The sequence below is a fragment of the Cupriavidus metallidurans CH34 genome, assembly GCF_000196015.1.
Taxonomy (GTDB): Bacteria; Pseudomonadota; Gammaproteobacteria; order Burkholderiales; family Burkholderiaceae; genus Cupriavidus; species Cupriavidus metallidurans.
In genome coordinates this window covers 849,715-865,887 of sequence record NC_007974.2, presented here as the reverse complement: position 1 = coordinate 865,887, position 16,173 = coordinate 849,715, and the positions used below count along the sequence as shown (strand labels likewise).

The 16,173-nt window shown below is 62.4% G+C and carries 14 protein-coding genes and 3 pseudogenes; 7 read left to right on the top strand and 10 right to left on the bottom strand.

Going from position 1 to position 16,173, the window contains the following annotated elements:
* Positions 1 to 45: 45 nt before the first annotated feature.
* From leuD to RMET_RS22040, 3 genes and pseudogenes are all read right to left on the bottom strand, one after another.
* The gene (gene leuD / locus RMET_RS22050) at positions 46 to 684 is read right to left on the bottom strand and encodes a 3-isopropylmalate dehydratase small subunit (RefSeq protein ID WP_011518766.1); all 639 of its coding nucleotides are present in this window, start codon (positions 682 to 684) and stop codon (positions 46 to 48) included.
* A complete protein-coding gene (leuC, locus tag RMET_RS22045) occupies positions 681 to 2,114 on the bottom strand; it encodes a 3-isopropylmalate dehydratase large subunit (protein ID WP_011518765.1) in 1,434 nt (477 codons plus the stop codon). The genes leuD and leuC overlap by 4 nt, the downstream gene beginning before the upstream one ends.
* Before the next feature lie 128 nt (positions 2,115 to 2,242).
* Positions 2,243 to 2,863 (bottom strand): annotated as a pseudogene (locus RMET_RS22040) (CaiB/BaiF CoA transferase family protein); the annotation flags it as partial.
* A 118-nt stretch (positions 2,864 to 2,981) separates the two neighbouring features.
* On the opposite strand from RMET_RS22040, the gene RMET_RS22035 reads away from it, so the two are divergent.
* Complete coding sequence (locus tag RMET_RS22035) at positions 2,982 to 3,836, top strand: IclR family transcriptional regulator domain-containing protein (RefSeq protein ID WP_011518763.1); 855 nt, start codon at positions 2,982 to 2,984, stop codon at positions 3,834 to 3,836.
* Here RMET_RS22035 and RMET_RS22030 read toward each other — a convergent pair.
* The 4 genes from RMET_RS22030 to RMET_RS22015 all read right to left on the bottom strand — a co-directional run bounded on the left by RMET_RS22030 (position 3,833) and on the right by RMET_RS22015 (position 8,018).
* Positions 3,833 to 4,666 carry a dioxygenase family protein gene (locus tag RMET_RS22030; RefSeq protein ID WP_011518762.1) on the bottom strand — a complete coding sequence of 278 codons (834 nt, stop codon included), beginning with the start codon at positions 4,664 to 4,666 and terminating at the stop codon, positions 3,833 to 3,835. The two genes, RMET_RS22035 and RMET_RS22030, sit on opposite strands and share 4 nt — an antisense overlap.
* 57 nt (positions 4,667 to 4,723) lie before the next feature.
* Positions 4,724 to 6,343, bottom strand: a complete 1,620-nt coding sequence (locus RMET_RS22025; protein WP_011518761.1) for a class I adenylate-forming enzyme family protein — start codon at positions 6,341 to 6,343, stop codon at positions 4,724 to 4,726.
* The gene (locus RMET_RS22020; protein WP_080710383.1) at positions 6,340 to 7,185 is read right to left on the bottom strand and encodes a citryl-CoA lyase; all 846 of its coding nucleotides are present in this window, start codon (positions 7,183 to 7,185) and stop codon (positions 6,340 to 6,342) included. Before RMET_RS22020 ends, RMET_RS22025 begins: the two co-directional genes overlap by 4 nt.
* Positions 7,186 to 7,376: 191 nt before the next feature.
* Positions 7,377 to 8,018 (bottom strand): hydrolase, encoded by a 642-nt coding sequence (locus RMET_RS22015; RefSeq protein WP_011518759.1) that lies wholly within the window; start codon positions 8,016 to 8,018, stop codon positions 7,377 to 7,379.
* Positions 8,019 to 8,251: 233 nt separating this feature from the next.
* Here RMET_RS22015 and RMET_RS22010 point away from each other — a divergent pair, with 233 nt between their 5' ends.
* Positions 8,252 to 8,551: a putative quinol monooxygenase gene (locus tag RMET_RS22010; protein ID WP_011518758.1), complete on the top strand. Its 300-nt coding sequence runs from the start codon at positions 8,252 to 8,254 to the stop codon at positions 8,549 to 8,551.
* A gap of 5 nt (positions 8,552 to 8,556) precedes the next feature.
* Here the strand turns inward: RMET_RS22010 and RMET_RS22005 are convergent, their stop codons facing one another.
* Positions 8,557 to 9,168, bottom strand: a complete 612-nt coding sequence (locus RMET_RS22005; protein ID WP_035822292.1) for a TetR/AcrR family transcriptional regulator — start codon at positions 9,166 to 9,168, stop codon at positions 8,557 to 8,559.
* Positions 9,169 to 9,423: 255 nt separating this feature from the next.
* Here RMET_RS22005 and RMET_RS22000 point away from each other — a divergent pair, with 255 nt between their 5' ends.
* Both RMET_RS22000 and aceE read left to right on the top strand, forming a co-directional pair.
* Complete coding sequence (locus RMET_RS22000; protein WP_011518756.1) at positions 9,424 to 9,669, top strand: hypothetical protein; 246 nt, start codon at positions 9,424 to 9,426, stop codon at positions 9,667 to 9,669.
* 187 nt (positions 9,670 to 9,856) lie between these two features.
* Positions 9,857 to 12,535 carry a pyruvate dehydrogenase (acetyl-transferring), homodimeric type gene (gene aceE, locus RMET_RS21995; protein ID WP_011518755.1) on the top strand — a complete coding sequence of 893 codons (2,679 nt, stop codon included), beginning with the start codon at positions 9,857 to 9,859 and terminating at the stop codon, positions 12,533 to 12,535.
* An 8-nt stretch (positions 12,536 to 12,543) separates the two neighbouring features.
* Here aceE and RMET_RS21990 read toward each other — a convergent pair whose 3' ends face one another.
* Complete coding sequence (locus RMET_RS21990; RefSeq protein WP_035820785.1) at positions 12,544 to 13,515, bottom strand: LysR family transcriptional regulator; 972 nt, start codon at positions 13,513 to 13,515, stop codon at positions 12,544 to 12,546.
* A 172-nt stretch (positions 13,516 to 13,687) separates the two neighbouring features.
* Here RMET_RS21990 and RMET_RS21985 point away from each other — a divergent pair, with 172 nt between their 5' ends.
* From RMET_RS21985 to RMET_RS21975, 3 genes and pseudogenes are all read left to right on the top strand, one after another.
* Positions 13,688 to 14,593 carry a LysR family transcriptional regulator gene (locus RMET_RS21985; RefSeq protein WP_029309475.1) on the top strand — a complete coding sequence of 302 codons (906 nt, stop codon included), beginning with the start codon at positions 13,688 to 13,690 and terminating at the stop codon, positions 14,591 to 14,593.
* A 184-nt stretch (positions 14,594 to 14,777) separates the two neighbouring features.
* Positions 14,778 to 15,659, top strand: coding sequence for a pirin family protein (locus RMET_RS21980; protein ID WP_011518752.1), 882 nt, complete (start codon positions 14,778 to 14,780; stop codon positions 15,657 to 15,659).
* Positions 15,659 to 15,970 (top strand): annotated as a pseudogene (locus RMET_RS21975) (isochorismatase hydrolase); the annotation flags it as partial. The gene RMET_RS21980 and the pseudogene RMET_RS21975, both read left to right, overlap by 1 nt.
* Here RMET_RS21975 and RMET_RS32685 read toward each other — a convergent pair.
* Positions 15,963 to 16,149 (bottom strand): annotated as a pseudogene (locus tag RMET_RS32685) (ion channel); the annotation flags it as partial. The pseudogenes RMET_RS21975 and RMET_RS32685 overlap by 8 nt on opposite strands.
* Between the last annotated feature and the right edge of the window lie 24 nt (positions 16,150 to 16,173).

Sequence of the window (16,173 nt, the reverse complement as noted above, 5' to 3'; positions counted from 1 at the left end):
ATTTCTTGTAAATGTGGGTGTGGGACATGAGTGGCTTGCGCCCGCTCATAGGAACAGCCAGGGCTCGTGCCTGATTCTGTTCAGCTCGTAGCGACGGATCGCCTCCTCGTGCTGCAGCGCCAGCCCGATGTCATCCAAGCCATTCAGCACGCAGTGCTTCTTGAATGGATCCATCGAGAAAGAAATGGCGTCGCCCGAGGGTGTCGTCACCAGTTGTGTTGCCAGATCGACATGCAGGCGGTATCCCGGCGTGGCGTCGACCTCAGCGAAAAGCCTGTCAACGACGTTAGCCTCCAGCACGATCGGCAGCAGGCCATTCTTCATGCAGTTGTTGCAGAAGATGTCCGCAAAGCTGGGGGCGATCAGCGCGCGTAGCCCGAAGTCTTCAAGGGCCCATGGCGCATGCTCGCGCGACGATCCGCAACCGAAATTTTCGCGCACCAACAGCACCGAAGCGCCTTGGTATCGCGGCTGGTTAAGCACGAAATCAGGATTGCGCGGCCGCTGCGAACAGTCCTGCCCTGGCTCGCCAGGGTCGAGATAGCGCCACTCGTCGAACAGATACGGACCGAATCCGCTGCGCTGGATGGATTTCAAGAATTGCTTCGGCAAGATGGCGTCCGTATCCACATTGGCACGGTCAATAGGCGCCACCAGCCCATCGAGTACTGTGAAGGCCTTCACGCTGACTTCTCCTGCAGCACGGTGCTTACGTCGACAAAGTGCCCGGCAACCGCCGCTGCCGCGGCCATTTGCGGGCTGACCAGGTGGGTGCGACCACCGGGCCCCTGCCTGCCTTCGAAGTTGCGATTTGAGGTGGATGCGCAGCGCTCACCAGGAGCAAGACGATCGTCATTCATGCCCAGGCACATTGAGCATCCAGGCTCACGCCACTCGAAGCCAGCGTCGATGAAAACCCTGTCAAGGCCTTCCGCTTCCGCTTGGGACTTCACCAGCCCGGAGCCGGGCACCACTAGCGCCTGACGAATGTTCGACGCCACGTGGCGGCCGCGCAGCACGTCGGCGGCGGCTCGCAAGTCCTCGAGCCGTGCATTGGTGCACGACCCGATGAAAACCTTATCGAGCGCGATAGATGCCACTTTGATGCCGGGCTCCAGCCCCATGTAGGTTAGTGCCCGTTCCATGCCACGGCGCCTGACCGGATCGGCTTCCTGTCGCGGATCGGGAATGCGCTCGTCGATCGCCACCACCATTTCCGGGGACGTGCCCCATGTCACATGCGGCCGGATCGTCGCAACACCAATGTCCACGACCGCGTCGAACACTGCGTCCGGATCGCTGCGCAGCGTGCGCCAGTAGGCGCTGGCACTTTCCCATGCTTCACCTTGCGGCGCCTGCGGGCGATGGGCCAAGTATGCCAACGTGGTTTCGTCCACGGCCACCATGCCAGCGCGAGCCCCCGCCTCGATCGCCATGTTGCAGACGGTCATGCGCCCTTCCATACTGAGGCCACGGATGGTGCTGCCGGCGAACTCGATCACGTACCCGGTCGCTCCCGCCGTACCAATGCGTCCGATCAGCGCCAGCGCGATGTCCTTGGCTGAAACACCTGCCGCCAACTCACCTTCTACCCGGACCAGCATCGAGCGCGGCTTTTTCATCCACAGACACTGCGCGCTGAGCACCTGTTCGACTTCCGAGGTACCGATACCGAAAGCGAAGGCTCCGAAGGCGCCATGTGTGGATGTATGTGAGTCGCCGCAGACAATGGTCATACCGGGCAGCGTCGCGCCACGCTCGGGACCCACCACGTGCAGAATGCCCTGGCGCGGGTCGTTCATGCCGAAGTTCACGATTCCAGTCGCAGCGCAGTTGCGCTCGAGTGCGTCGACCTGCGCGCGGCTGATCGGGTCGGCAATGCCCGCCGCCCGTTCGGTAGTTGGCACGTTGTGGTCGGCCGTGGCCAGCACCGATGCAGGACGCCATACCTCACGGCCATGCAGGCGCAGCCCCTCGAAGGCCTGTGGGCTGGTTACCTCATTGACCAGGTGCCGGTCGATATAGATCAGCGAAGGTCCGTCGGACTGCTCGTGAATCACGTGGCTGGCCCACAGCTTGTCGAGCAGGCTGGCTGGTGGATTGGCTTGCACCATGCTTATGGTCTCCTCTTGGTCAGGTCATGGTCATCAGGTCATCGCCCCGCGCCGACAGGCGGCGCGGGATGGAGTTCGGAGCGCTTGCCGGCCTTGAGCACCTGCCCCGAGACATCGTGCCCCACTATCTCCATCACCGCGAACACCGACTCATATAGCGCCACGTCGATGAACTGCCCGTCGCTACCATTTGCGCGCGGGTGGTGCATTGCCAGCAACGCACCGATCACACCGTAGAGCGAAGCCAGCGTGTCGCCGATGCTCACTCCCGAGCGCACCGGCGAACGATCCGGATAGCCCGGCACGTAGCGCAACCCGCCCATCGACTCCGCAATCGCCGCGAAGCCGGGGCGATCCTTGTAGGGGCCGGTCTGCCCGTAGCCCGACACCCGTACCATGGCGAGCGTCGGGTTGACGGCACGTAGGTCTTCCCAGCCCAGACCCCATTTCTCGAGCGTGCCGGGGCGGAAATTCTCAATCACGATATCGGCCTCTGCCACGAGGCTGCGCAGGATTTCCTGACCCGCCGCCGAACGCCGATCCAGTGTGATGGATTTCTTGTTCCTGCTCTGGCCGTACCACCACAGCGAAGTCCCGTCATGCAGCTTGCGCCATCTGCGCAGCGGGTCGCCGTCCTGCGGCGGCTCGATCTTCAGCACGTCGGCACCGAACTGCGCCAGCAGTCCGGCTGCGTAGGGGCCAGCGATCAGCGATCCGAGCTCGACCACCCGCACACCCTCAAGTGGCATGGCTGCCCAGCCTCGGGCTTGCTGTCGGACATGTTTCCGGCTTGGGTCATTCAGCTACCTCCCACAACTGTCTCGTTCGTAAAAAGGGCATCCGCCCAAGTGCGGATAAAATGCGGTCATGACATCAACCGACCTGCCCCGCCCACCCATCAGTGAGGCACCCTCGCCCCGACCGGACGAGGGTCATCGTGACTACGTAGCGGCTCTGGCGCGTGGACTGGCCGTCATCCAGGCGTTCACCGAGGGCTTGCCCGAGATGACCCTGAGCGAAGTCGCCCAGGCCACAGGCATGACCCCGGCCACGGCACGCCGCGCATTGCTTACGCTGCAATCGCTCGGCTATGTCGGCGCCAACGGGCGCCGCTTCCTGCTGCTGCCGAAAGTGCTGTCGCTCGGCGCGGCCTACCTCAGTTCGATGAACCTGCGCGATGTCGTCCAACCGTTCCTGCAAGAGGTGGCCGACCGCTTTCGCGACGCCGTCTCCCTGGCGATCCTGGATGGCGATAGCGTGGTCTACCTGGCACACGTGCCAAGCAGCCGACGCATCGTGTTCCGGGCATCAGTCGGCTACCGCCTGCCCGTGCATTGCACTTCGCTCGGTCTTACCCTGCTGGCCCACGCTCCGCAGGCACAGCAGGACGCGTTGCTAGCCAAGGCGCCGTTCCAGAAGTACACCCCGATGACGCTCAGTGAAGCGGACCAACTGCGCACGGCCCTGGAACAGGTTCGCGAGCAGGGCTACGCGCTGCAGGAAAGCCAGCTGGAGATTGGCGTGCTGTCGGTCGCGGTGCCGGTGCGGGATGCTTCCCGCCGCGTCATCGCCGCGGTCAACTGCTCCACCGAATCCGGGCGAGCCGACACGCAAAACCTGCTGTCCGAACGGCTGCCGGCGCTACGCGAGGCTGCCGCCATGATCGAATCCGCGCTGCTGCGGGCCCCAGCGCTGGCGCACTCCATCACCGCTGCTGGCTAGACCACGGGCTCCATTGCCACGTCCAGCGTGATGAGCTGATGACCGTCGCGCTCGGGATGTGGGGTGACTTCGACGATATGGTCGGCGATGGTCGAGAAGATGCAGTCGACCGAATTGGCTGGTTCCCCGGCGAAGTAGACCTGCGAGGTCAGTGTCTGGTAGCCCGGATGCAGCACGCGGTAGTGGATGTGGGGCGCACGCTGCCGGTTGCGACCAAGCCGCTTCATCAGCACTCCCACCGCCGTATCCTCGCGGCCGATGATGTAGCCGCCCAGCCGGATAGTGAGCACCCGGAAGCTGCCCTCCGTATCGCAACGCAGCTTGCCGCGCAGGTTGTCGTCGGACTGTGAGTCGTCCTCGTTCTCATAGCGACCGAGTTGGTTGGGCTGCCAGACGATAACCTCCGCGCCAGGCAGCACGCGGCCGCTCACCGCATCCCTCACCCGCCCCCTCAATTCGAGCCGTTGGCCGGGTTCGTCATCGGCGGCAAGCTGGCAGGGGTTCGGGCCTTCGGCAATGCCGTCCTTCGGGAACGGACCGGTCACGTTCTGTGCGGTCGCTTCGCTGCCGGTGCGGGCCAGGTCCAGCGAACGCATGGTCAGGCCCATCATGTCGCACAGCATGATCACCTCATCGTCTCGCGCCACCTGCCCAAGCCAGGCAGCGATGCGGTAGAGCTCCACATCGGTCAGCTGCAGTTCGTCGAGCATTGCATGGAAATGGCGAAGCGCGATTGCGAACTTCTCCTGCAAGGCCGAGTCGGCGCCGGCGGCATCCGTGCACATTGCGGCCAATGCTCGCGATAGCGTGGGGTTGTTGGTCTGGTCCATCGTTGTCTCCATTTTTGTCAGGGTTGCGGCTTGTGGCAGCCGTCATACGGGTTCCGCTCAGCCGGCAACATCCGTCGCGCGCGCCAGCAGGCACGCGTCTGCCTTCAGCCGGTGCTTGGCCGGCTTGTGCGTGGGGGTATGTGGAATTTGATCGACCTTCACGACGAAGCGCGGCAGCTTGTGCGCGGCCAGGCGGTCGCGCGCCCAGTCGACCAACTCGGTCGCGCCGACTTCCCAGCCCGCTCTCAGTTGCACGGCCAGCAGGATCTCTTCTTCCCCAAGCTCGGCCGGTACGCCGATTGCCGCGGCCTCCTCCACCGCAGGATGCTCACCAAACACGCGATCGAGTTCCGCGCCCGAAACGTTTTCTCCCTTGCGACGGATCACGTCCTTCTTGCGTGCGACGAAAACGTAGTAGCCGTCGTCGTCCTGGCGCACCAGGTCGCCGGTGGCGAACCACCCGTCGCGGAACGCCGCGTCGGTCTGAGCGGTGTCGCGGTAGTAGCCCTGCATTAGGGTCGGTGTGCGGATCAGCAGTTCGCCCGAATCACCGGCGGCGACATCCTTCCCGTCTTCGCCAATAATGCGCGCCTGAGGCGGGGAGATATCTGGATCGGGGTGGCGTGAGATCAGGCCCATCGTGCCCAGCTTGTGTGGGCCATGGAACGGGTTGGCAATGACTCCTGGGATCTCCGTCATGCCATAGCATTCAATCAGTCGCGCCACGTGAAACTCATGGCGCATTGCGCTCACCATCTCGCTCGTCTGCGGCGCGATAAACATCTTGGAGATCCGGTGGCCGGGCACGAACTCCTCGCGCGGACGCCGCGCGAGGATGCTACCTGCTGCCGCGACCAAGTTGACCTCCGTCGCGCCGCTTTCCGCCGCTAAGCGCCAGAACGACGACGCCGAGAACCGGCGCACCAGCACCAGGCAGCCACCGCAAGCCAGCGCGCCGCCTACCGAGTACATCAGCGCGTTGATGTGGAACAGCGGCATCACGCACATCACGCGTTCGTTCGGCTGCAGGTGCATGCGGCCGACAAAAGCTTCGGCCGTCAGCACGTAGCCACGCTGGCCGTGCATGGCGCCTTTGGGAAAGCCGGTCGTGCCCGACGTATAGATAATCATCGCCGTAGAGGCGGCCTCGGCCCGCAGTTCGGTATCGGCTTCCGATTCGCCGGTCAGTGCCTGTCCGTGCCCGCCGGCCTCATTGGCACGCAGCCAGACATCGCCGCCAAGCTGCGACACGACGGCCGCGGCCGTGTCGAGCGTGTTCGGCGAACAGATCAGCCCACAGATCTGCGCATGCTCGAAGACGTACAACGCCTCATCCAGCCGGTAGTCGGGATTGGCCGGAACCAGCGTGGCGCCAAGCTGCGCCAGCGCGAACATCAGCACGACGGTGGACGGATGGTTGGCGGACAGCACACCAACACGGTCGCCGGCGCGGATGTGCATATCGTGGCTGAGCCACGCCGCGGTGCGTGCGATGCGCGCAGCCAGTTCGCCATAGCTCCATGTCTCTCCCTCGAACAGCAACGCAGGCTTGTCGGGATGCTGTGCCACGCGTGCTGCCAGGAACGCTGACAGCGTGAAGTCGTGCGCGCGGTATTGCCGTAGCACCTCCAGCGGCGACAACTCCTGAGCTTCGATCAGGTTGTCGGATGGGTTCATGCTGTGCAGACCTCCGGCCCGATATAGGCAACGGCATGTTCAGCCGCATCAGCCAGCGCGAAGCCTATTGGCAGACGCGTCTCCTCCTGCAGGTGCGCGATCAGGCTGGCCACGCGAGCCAGCAGCGGCACGCCCTTGAGAGCCCCAACAGGGTAGCCAGCATCCAACAGGACGGCAGGGATTGCTCCCGATACATTGAGCGGAATAGGGCGGGGAAAATGCCGGGGCACTGCGGCGGCAACCGCCTCCAGTGCCGCCACATGCCTGCCGGCCAAACCCAATTCTCGCGAAACTTCCAGCAAGCGATGGGCGCGTGGGTCCCCTTCCTTGTGCGTCGGGTGACCGAATCCCGGCAAAGGCTTGCGCTCGCGACGCAAGGTCGCGACCACGGTATCGGCACTCTCCTCCAGGGAACGCTCACCCTGCGCCGTCAACACTTCCTGCAGCATCAGCCCAGCGGTTTGCGATGCGCCAAGGATGACCGACCCGCATCCCAACAATCCAGCCGCCACTGCCCCCTGGAGGGCGTCAGGTGCAGCCGCCAGCGTCATGCGGGCTGCTTGTACTGATGGCACCAAGCCATGCTCGGCAATAGCAACCAGGCAAGCGTTGGTTATCGCCACCAGCCCGCTGTCTGGTACGCGGCTGGTCAGCAGAAATAGAAAGTATTCCGTAAAGCCCATGTGACCGATCAGGTCGCGACTCAGGTTGCGACCGTGCACCGACACACCATGCATATCCACAAAGGCGATTGCCGTAGCCGGCGGTTTTGTATCTGGGGACGATGCTTTCACCCTGCCTCCTTTTTTTGCGCTATGCGCAACGCTTTGCGTATAGCGCATATACTAGAACTGCTTTTCTATCGATGCAAGTAAAAATATTCCGTACCGTACGGTACTGCCATGTTAAAAAAAAAGCCTGTCAAAGAAACAGGCGAAGGGCATTGTTCGCGGCAGTCACGCGGACGCATGCCAACGGGTCGAGGCTACATGCAGGAACGGAGCGGCGCTTCAGCCGCGGCTCCTGCTAGTACTTACTCGGTGCGGTCGTATGAGAACTGGATGCCGGCCGTGCCACCGGTCTCGATAAACAGGTTGATGAAGGCGGGTACGGTCTCCGCGCGCGACCAGTCGCGCTGCAGTTCGCAAAACAGCTGGGCCACGCTGATCATTTTTCCGCCGGCCTGCTCGATGCGGCGCAGCGCTGCCTCATGCGCGGCTCCGGATGTACCGCCAACTGCATCAACCACCACATAGACTTCGAAGCCTTCGGCCAGCGCGTCGAGCGCAGGGAACGTCAGGCAGGCTTCAGTCCACAGCGCAGTCATGATGAGCTTCTTGCGGCCGGTTGCCTTTACGGCTGCGCGGAACTCGACATCCTCCCAGGAATTGATGGTCGTGCGATCGTAGGTGGGATAGTCCTTCAGCACTTTTGCGAGCTGTGGAATGGGCGGCTTGTTGAGGCCGGTCTTCACGTTCACAGTCGAATGGATGATGGGCAGCTTGTAAGCAATCGCTGCCTTCGCCGAACCAACGATGTTGTTGATCAGCAGTTGCCGGTCCATCGAGGCAATCGAGTTCACCTGCACTGGCTGATAGTCAATGACAACGAAGGCTGCGTTCTGCGGTGTAAGCAGATGGTCTTTGAGTGGATCGCGGATGGGTTCGCTGGCCATAATAGCCTCCAAGAAGAATTGGTAAACGCTCGCCATACGGCACGGGTGCCACTTGTCCATATGGAGTTGCTGCGAGCCCTTGCAGCATATGTGAGACCGGGCTGTAGCGTGATAGCCAGCCACAGAACCCGCCGTTCGATGCAGCCGAACAGCCTGAAGAAGCGCTTGCGATCAGTACATTCGTTGCCTAGCCTGCCCTGTAGCGATGTCGCATGAAAGGGCGGAGGGCTGGCATGGACGAGGATCTCTTTGTGCTTGTGGTCCTGTACGCGAAAGCGGGCAGAGAATCGGAGCTACGCGACAAGCTCAGGGCCGTAGTGGAGCCCTCGCGCAGAGACACTGGCAACCTGCGGTATGAGTTGTTCGTGCAGCAGGACGATCCAAGGCGCTTTGTCTTTGTCGAGCATTGGGATAGTCCCGGCGCCCAGGAGGTTCACCACACGCAGACCGAGCATATTCGCCGCTTTCAGGAAGAAGGCAGCGACGCTGTGGAGCGGATTGAAGTTTCCTACCGTATGAAGCGCCTGGATTAGTTGCCCTACCCTGCGGCGGACGACTTTGCCACGATCAGGTCAATCGCAGATTTGACCAACATGTCAATTTGCGCCTCACCCGGGTGCTCGCCAGTGGCCAGTGTACGGTGCAGGACGCCGGCAATCACCATGCTGTGGAAGAGTTGCGCGGCCACCTCGGGCGTGGCGTTCAGCTTCGTGCCGGTCGACTGCTGTCGAGCCAGATACCCGGCCACGTATTGGCAGGTGGCGAGCGGCCCTCGTGCGTACCAGACTTGGCCAATCTCCGGGAAGCGCCGCGCTTCCGCGATGATCAGTCGCAGGAACGCCAGGTGGCTTTCCTCCAGTAACGACTCCAGAAAACGACTTGCAAGGTCCCGTAAGCCATTGGCTGTATTGGTGCGCGACGGCTCAAGCTTCTCCACCTTCGCCAGGAAGCGATCGCAGAGCGCTTCGACCACGGCAACAAACAGACCGTCCTTGCCGCCGAAATAACTATAGACGTTGGTCTTTGACCCCCCACACGCCTTCACGATCTCGTCCAGGCTGACGCCATCATAGCCACGTGCCAGGAAAAGCATTGCCGCGGTTTCCAGGATCGCGGCACGCTTGGCTTCTCCCCGGCGCGTAATGCGCATGGCGGGCTTCTCTACCGAAGCGGGCGATTTCAGCGTTGGCGACGAAGTGGCTTTCACAGGAAGAGTCGGGACCATATGGATGAAGGACGGCGCAGTCTACCAAAGGCGGCTGTTTGCGACACATAACGGCACCCATGTCACACCCCACAAACAAAACAGTACCATACGGTACGGTTGTGATATATTGCATCCGTCGACAGTGCAGTTGACCCCGCTCAACGAAGTCCTCTTTCAACCCGATATTGGAGTCCAACCATGAAAGCCATCGTCCTAGCTACCACCGCCCTCCTAGTCGCGACGTCCAGCGCGCACGCAGCACCTCGCAAGCCGGATCCCTTTACCGACGGCGGCCGCGCGAGTGCCACACAAGCGCAAATCGCCGTACGAAACACTTCGCAGCCACTTGTCGAGGAACAGTTCCGCACGCTTGCTGTTCGCAAGGCAGACCCATACACGGATGGCGCGATCAGAACTGTCGACGTCTTCACCGACGGCGCCTGATCGCGCATCATCGAATGCCAGAGCGCCGCCCCTTATGGGGTGGTGTTTCCCTGAGCCGAACAGCATGTTTGCCGCGGTGCACCTTATCCATACTGCTTCGCGGTGCTAGTCTTTTCCCCCTTGCATATTCCCTTCACTGCGGCCGGTTCCGTGCCGCTTGCCCGCACCGGGCCGACAGGAGATCACCATGGCGCCAGTGATGCCCATCTCGTCCGCCAGCGACAACGACATCGATACTCAGGAAACCCGTGAATGGCTGGACGCGCTGGAAGGTGTCATCGCCCACGAAGGCCCCGAGCGAGCGCATTTCCTTATTGAACAGTTGATCCGGCGCGCGCATGACGCCGGCATCTACCTGCCGTTCAGCGCCAATACGGCCTACGTGAATACGATCCCGCTCGACAATCAGGCGCACAGTACCGGCGACCAGGGACTGGAGCACCGTATTCGTTCATTTATCCGATGGAATGCCATCGCGATGGTTTTGCGCGCGGGACGCGATACGAACGTCGGTGGACATATCGCCAGTTTTGCCTCAGCGGCGACGTTATATGAAGTCGGCTTCAACCACTTCTGGCACGCTCCGTCCGCACAGCACGGCGGCGATCTGGTGTTTTTCCAGGGCCACTCAGCACCCGGCTTCTATGCCCGCGCCTTCCTGGAGGGAAGGCTCAGCGAGGCCCAGATGGACAAGTTTCGCCAGGAAGTCGGCGGTCAAGGTATCTCTTCCTATCCGCATCCCTGGCTGATGCCGGACTTCTGGCAGTTCCCGACCGTGTCGATGGGCCTGGGCCCGATCATGGGCATCTATCAGGCCCGCTTCATGAAATACCTGCAGGACCGCGGCTTCGGCGACCATCGCGCACGCAAGGTCTGGGTATTCTGCGGCGACGGCGAAATGGACGAGCCCGAATCCCGCGGCGCGCTGGGCATGGCCGGGCGCGAACAACTCGACAACCTGGTGTTCGTCATCAACTGCAACCTCCAACGCCTGGACGGCCCCGTGCGTGGCAATGGCAAGATCATTCAGGAACTGGAATCCGAGTTCCGCGGCGCCGGCTGGAATGTGATCAAAGTCGTATGGGGCAGTAAGTGGGACGCCCTGCTGGCCCGCGACAAGGACGGCATCCTGGCGCAACGGATGATGGCCTGCGTCGACGGTGACTACCAGACCTTCAAGTCCAAAGACGGCGCCTACGTGCGCGAACATTTCTTCAACTCCCCAGCCCTCAAGGCGCTGGTGGCGGATTGGTCCGACGACGACATCTGGCAACTCAATCGCGGCGGCCATGATCCACACAAGGTCTACGCCGCATACCACGCAGCGGCGCACCACACCGGCCAGCCCACCGTGATCCTGGCCAAGACTATCAAGGGCTATGGCATGGGCGAGGCGGGCGAGGCCCAGAACATCACCCACCAGCAAAAGCATATGCGCGTGGAAACACTGGGGCAGTTCCGCGACCGCTTCGGCCTGCCACTCACCGACGAGCAACTCGCCGATCTCAGCTACCTGAAATTCGAGGAAGGATCGCCCGAACACGCCTATCTGCATCAGCGCAGACAGGCCCTTGGGGGCTACCTCCCATCGCGCCGCCGCACGGGGCCTGAACTGCCGGTGCCGCCATTGTCCGCATTTGATGGGCAACTTAAGGCGAGCGGCGAAGGACGCGAGTTCTCCACCGCCATGAGCTTCGTGCGCATCCTCAATACGTTGCTACGTGACAAGGCGCTCGGCAAGCGCATCGTGCCGATTGTCTCGGACGAGTCGCGCACGTTCGGGATGGAGGGCCTCTTCCGCCAGATCGGTATCTGGTCGCAGCAGGGCCAGACCTATACGCCGCAGGACGCGTCGCAATTGAGTTTCTACAAGGAATCCAAGGACGGCCAGATCCTCCAGGAAGGGATTAACGAAGCCGGCGCCATGGCAGACTGGATTGCCGCGGCCACGTCGTACAGCACGCATGGCGAGCCAATGATCCCCTTCTTCATCTTCTATTCGATCTTCGGTTTCCAGCGCTTTGGCGATCTGGCCTGGGCCGCCGGCGACCAGCGCGCGCGCGGCTTCCTACTGGGCGGCACAGCGGGGCGCACCACGCTCAACGGCGAAGGCCTGCAGCATGAAGACGGCCACAGCCTGGTCTGGGGTGGCACCATCCCCAACTGCGTCTGCTACGACCCCACGTTTGCCTTCGAACTCGCGGTCATCATCCAGGACGGCCTGCGCCGCATGCTGCAGATGCAGGAAGACGTCTACTACTACATCACCGTGATGAACGAGAACTACGAGCATCCGGCGATGCCCGAGGGCGCGGAGCAAGACATTCTCAAGGGCATGTACGCATTCCGCCGCACAAGCAACGGCGAAGCCCCCCGCGTGCAGTTGCTGGGCGCCGGCACGATCTTCCGCGAAGTCATTGCGGCGTCAGCCATGCTGGAGCAGCACTGGGGCGTGCAGGCCGACCTGTGGGGTTGTCCCAGCTTCACCGAACTGGCACGCCAGGGCAACGAAGTCATACGCTGGAACCTGCTGCACCCTGACGAGGCGCCGCGCACATCGCATGTGGAACACTGCCTGGCCGACACGCGTGGCCCGGTTATCGCCGCCACCGACTATGTGCGGGCGTTGGCCGAACAGATCCGTCCGTTCGTGCCGCGTGCGTACACAGTGCTGGGCACTGACGGCTATGGCCGTTCGGATACTCGCGAACAACTTCGTGATTTCTTCGAGGTGGACCGCCGCTGGATCACACTGGCGGCCCTGAAGGCACTGGTGGATGAAGGCACGCTGGAGCGCGGCGTACTGAGCCAGGCCATCGCCAAGTACGGCATCGATCCGGAGAAGCCCTACCCTTTGCGCGCCTGAGCCCAATTTCAACGTTTGGGCGCCTCCGCATACAGGGGTACCACTTCGGCGCTTTCCATCGACGAGCCGGGAACTTCCCACGGCGGCTGCGAAAGCGAAGCCTGCAGGAACTGCACGAGGGCCCTGAGCTTGGCCGAACCGAATGCGTTACGGGGATAGACGGCAAAGATGCCATCCTCCACCGGCGTGGCCCCTGGCTGAACCTCGATCAGCCGACCCGCCCGCAGGTCTTCCCAGACGATGAAGCGTGGCAACACGGCCAAGCCATGGCCGGCAAGCACGGCATCACGCAGCACCTCGCCGTTGTTGGCCGTGTAGATGCCGCGCGGCGTGATGGTCTTCGGCGCTTCTTCATGCGCGTCCGGCTGGAAGGTCCAGATTTGGCCCGGCAAGGAATTGCTGTATGACAGGCAGGCATGGTGGCCGATATCCTCGACGGTTCGGGGAAGTCCGGCGCGCGCCGCATAGTCCGGGCTGCAACACACCACGCGGCGACTGGGCGCAAGCTTGCGCGCGATGAGGTCGCTGTCGCGCAGCCGCGTAATGCGGATGGCCACGTCGTACCCGCCGTAGGCCAGATCGACCAACCTGTCGTCCAGTTCGAGACTCAGTCGCAGCCGTGGGTTGGCGCGGCCGAATTCCGCAATGAGCGGCGACAACCAGCGTGTACCAAAGCTCATGGGCGCCAGGATGCGCAGTTCGCCACAGACTTCCTGCGCCGCCTCCGAGACACTCTGCGCGGCTTGGGTAAGCTGACTCATGGCTGCGCGCGCCTGCTCATAGAAATACCGGCCGCTCTCGGAGGGCTGCATGCGACGCGAAGAGCGCTGGAGCAACGATGCGCCGAGTTCCCGCTCCAGATCGCTGATGCGCTTGCTGACAACGGATTTGGATAACCCCATATGCCGCGCTGCCGCGCTGATTCCCCCTAGCTCGACGACCCGCAGATAGGCCTCGATCTCTTCCGTACGTAATGACATCTGTTGCTCCCCGATCACACCATAGGCATGCCTGCTAGTGGCCTTGTAAGGGTTGCAATCCGCGATGGCCATTTGCTGCATTGATGCCTACAGCTTAGTATTGGGACGACGCCGGCTGTAGATATAAAAAATGATCGGCAGAGTCCCATAAATTGAACAACCAGACATGCCCATGCAAGACCTGAACGATCTCTACTACTTCGCGCAGTCTGTGGAGCATGGTGGATTCGCCCCGGCAGGACGGGCATTGGGCATGCCAAAATCCAAGCTGAGCCGCCGTATCGCCATGTTGGAGGAACGCCTGGGCGTGCGGCTGATACAGCGCTCGACCCGCCAGTTCGCCGTCACCGAAATCGGCCGCGTCTACTATGAGCACTGCAAGGCCATGCTGATGCAGGCAGAAGCCGCGCAGGAGGCTATCGAGGTCATACAGGCCGAACCACGGGGCACCCTGCGCATGACTTGCCCGGTGGCACTCCTCCAGGTCCATGTCGGAACGATTCTCAGCGAGTTCATGGCACGGCATCCCCTGTTGACCGTTCATTTAGAGGCCACCAACCGGCGGGTCGATCCCGTTGCAGAGGCCATCGATTTAGCCATCCGCGTGCGCCCGCCGCCGCTCCAGGACAGCGACTTGGTCATCCGCGTACTGGCCGAGCGCAGCCAGTGCCTTGTTGCCAGCCCCGCGCTTGCCCAAGCCCATGGCATGCCGCCTGCCCCCGCCGAACTTTCGGACTGGCCCAGCCTGGCCATCGGGACTCCCCAGCAGGATCACACGTGGCACCTGTACGGGCCCGACGGCGTACAGGCCACGATCCATCACCGTCCACGTTTGGTAACTGGTGACATGATTGCCTTGCGCAATGCGGCAGTGGCGGGGGTAGGCGTCTGTCAGTTGCCAGTGATGATGGTGCGTGACCAGTTGACAGATGGTTCCCTCGTCCGCTTGCTACCCGACTGGGCGCCTCGGCGCGAAATTCTTCATGCGGTTTTTCCCTCGCGGCGCGGCTTGCTGCCCGGCGTCAGATTGCTGATTGACTACCTCGCCGAACGATTCGAAAAAATGGAAGAGGACTAGACCAGAGATTCAAACGGCCGCACGGTGCATGGAGCCAGCCTGTGGCCATGGCACCGCCAGGCCGCCGCACCCTCATCGTCCGCGCCATAGGACGCTGAGATGCAGATCCGGGATCTACTGATCTGAGTGCGGGACACCTACTCTCCTGCAATTGCGCGGCACCGCCGCGAAACTGGAGATTGCAATGAAGAGAGTCCTCGGTGTCTACAGCGCACCACGTTCTCACTGGGTGGGCGACGGCTTCCCCGTGCGCTCGATGTTTTCCTATCAGAGCCATGGCAAACGGCTCAGCCCTTTCCTCTTGCTCGACTACGCGGGCCCTGCCGATTTCAGTCCGGGCCAGCAGCCGCGAGGCGTCGGTGTCCACCCGCACCGAGGCTTCGAAACCGTGACCATTGTCTACAAGGGTGAAGTCGCGCATCGCGACTCAACCGGCCAGGGCGGCGTGATCGGTGCTGGCGATGTGCAATGGATGACGGCCGGCGGCGGCATTCTGCATGAAGAGTTTCACTCCGAGGCCTTCACTCGCACCGGCGGGCCCCTGGAAATGGTTCAGCTCTGGGTGAACCTTCCCGCCAGGCACAAGATGACGGCGCCCGGCTACCAGGCCATCGTCGATGCCGACATTCCCGTCGTGCCGCTTCGTGATGATGCCGGCACGGTCCGCGTCATCGCTGGCCAGTACGAGGGCAAGGTCGGCCCCGCGCACACCTTCACGCCGATGAACGTATGGGACATGCGCCTGAACCAGGGTGGCATCAGCGAGCTACCGATCCCATCCGGATGGAACGCCGCACTGATCGTGCTGCGCGGTACGGTGCGCGTCAATGTCAGCACAGTGGCTGGCGAAGCCCAGATGGTGCTGCTGGATCGTGTTGGCGAAGATGTGTCGATGGAAGCCAGCACCGATGCTGTCCTGATCCTGCTGGCCGGCGAACCGATCGACGAGCCGATCATCGGCTATGGACCTTTCGTGATGAACAGCCAGGATGAGATCCTCCAGGCGTTTACCGACCTCAACGGCGGCCGATTCGGCACGGTTGCCCAGCAGACCACCAGCGCCTGAGCGTGTGCACGGCCTTCCCGTCCATCAACGCAGGCGCTAACGGCTACAAGGTCGTTGCGGTGGTGGACGCCTCGGGCACATACTCGAAAATGGCCCACAAAATCACGCTGGCTCGCGTGGTGCAGGTGAGCGTCGTACCGATGGATACAGCAGCCATCGCTTCCGAACGGCAGCGCACTTGGCATCGCGACGACGCGCAGCAATGGGCAGAGATCTACACCAGGATTTTCCCGGCCAAGCCGTTGCTTATCGAAACCTGCATGAAGGCGCAGTCCGTGCAGAAGGATGGCGAAGCCCTGGACTCGGCCCGCAATCACCATACCCGACCGTCGACATTGAGACGATTGAGAAGTAGATGGCCATCGAGATGGTCGTGAATCGGGGGCGCGAACGCTGCGCCCAGGTAGAGCACCCCGAACACCGCGTAGACAAGTAACGAACCGATGCTGAAAAACGCGAACAGGCTGCTCGCTGCGAGGCTCGGGCGATCGCAATAAGACAACGCTTTGCACGT

What these genes read in the sequence shown, in the direction of transcription:
- leuC (WP_011518765.1), bottom strand. Translation starts at nt 2,114, where the DNA reads ATGGTGCAAGCCAATCCACCAGCCAGCCTGCTCGACAAGCTGTGGGCC.
- RMET_RS22035 (WP_011518763.1), top strand. Translation starts at nt 2,982, where the DNA reads ATGACATCAACCGACCTGCCCCGCCCACCCATCAGTGAGGCACCCTCG.
- RMET_RS22030 (WP_011518762.1), bottom strand. Translation starts at nt 4,666, where the DNA reads ATGGACCAGACCAACAACCCCACGCTATCGCGAGCATTGGCCGCAATG.
- RMET_RS22025 (WP_011518761.1), bottom strand. Translation starts at nt 6,343, where the DNA reads ATGAACCCATCCGACAACCTGATCGAAGCTCAGGAGTTGTCGCCGCTG.
- RMET_RS22020 (WP_080710383.1), bottom strand. Translation starts at nt 7,185, where the DNA reads ATGCGCTATACGCAAAGCGTTGCGCATAGCGCAAAAAAAGGAGGCAGG.
- RMET_RS22015 (WP_011518759.1), bottom strand. Translation starts at nt 8,018, where the DNA reads ATGGCCAGCGAACCCATCCGCGATCCACTCAAAGACCATCTGCTTACA.
- RMET_RS22010 (WP_011518758.1), top strand. Translation starts at nt 8,252, where the DNA reads ATGGACGAGGATCTCTTTGTGCTTGTGGTCCTGTACGCGAAAGCGGGC.
- RMET_RS22005 (WP_035822292.1), bottom strand. Translation starts at nt 9,168, where the DNA reads ATGCGCATTACGCGCCGGGGAGAAGCCAAGCGTGCCGCGATCCTGGAA.
- RMET_RS22000 (WP_011518756.1), top strand. Translation starts at nt 9,424, where the DNA reads ATGAAAGCCATCGTCCTAGCTACCACCGCCCTCCTAGTCGCGACGTCC.
- aceE (WP_011518755.1), top strand. Translation starts at nt 9,857, where the DNA reads ATGGCGCCAGTGATGCCCATCTCGTCCGCCAGCGACAACGACATCGAT.
- RMET_RS21990 (WP_035820785.1), bottom strand. Translation starts at nt 13,515, where the DNA reads ATGTCATTACGTACGGAAGAGATCGAGGCCTATCTGCGGGTCGTCGAG.
- RMET_RS21985 (WP_029309475.1), top strand. Translation starts at nt 13,688, where the DNA reads ATGCAAGACCTGAACGATCTCTACTACTTCGCGCAGTCTGTGGAGCAT.
- RMET_RS21980 (WP_011518752.1), top strand. Translation starts at nt 14,778, where the DNA reads ATGAAGAGAGTCCTCGGTGTCTACAGCGCACCACGTTCTCACTGGGTG.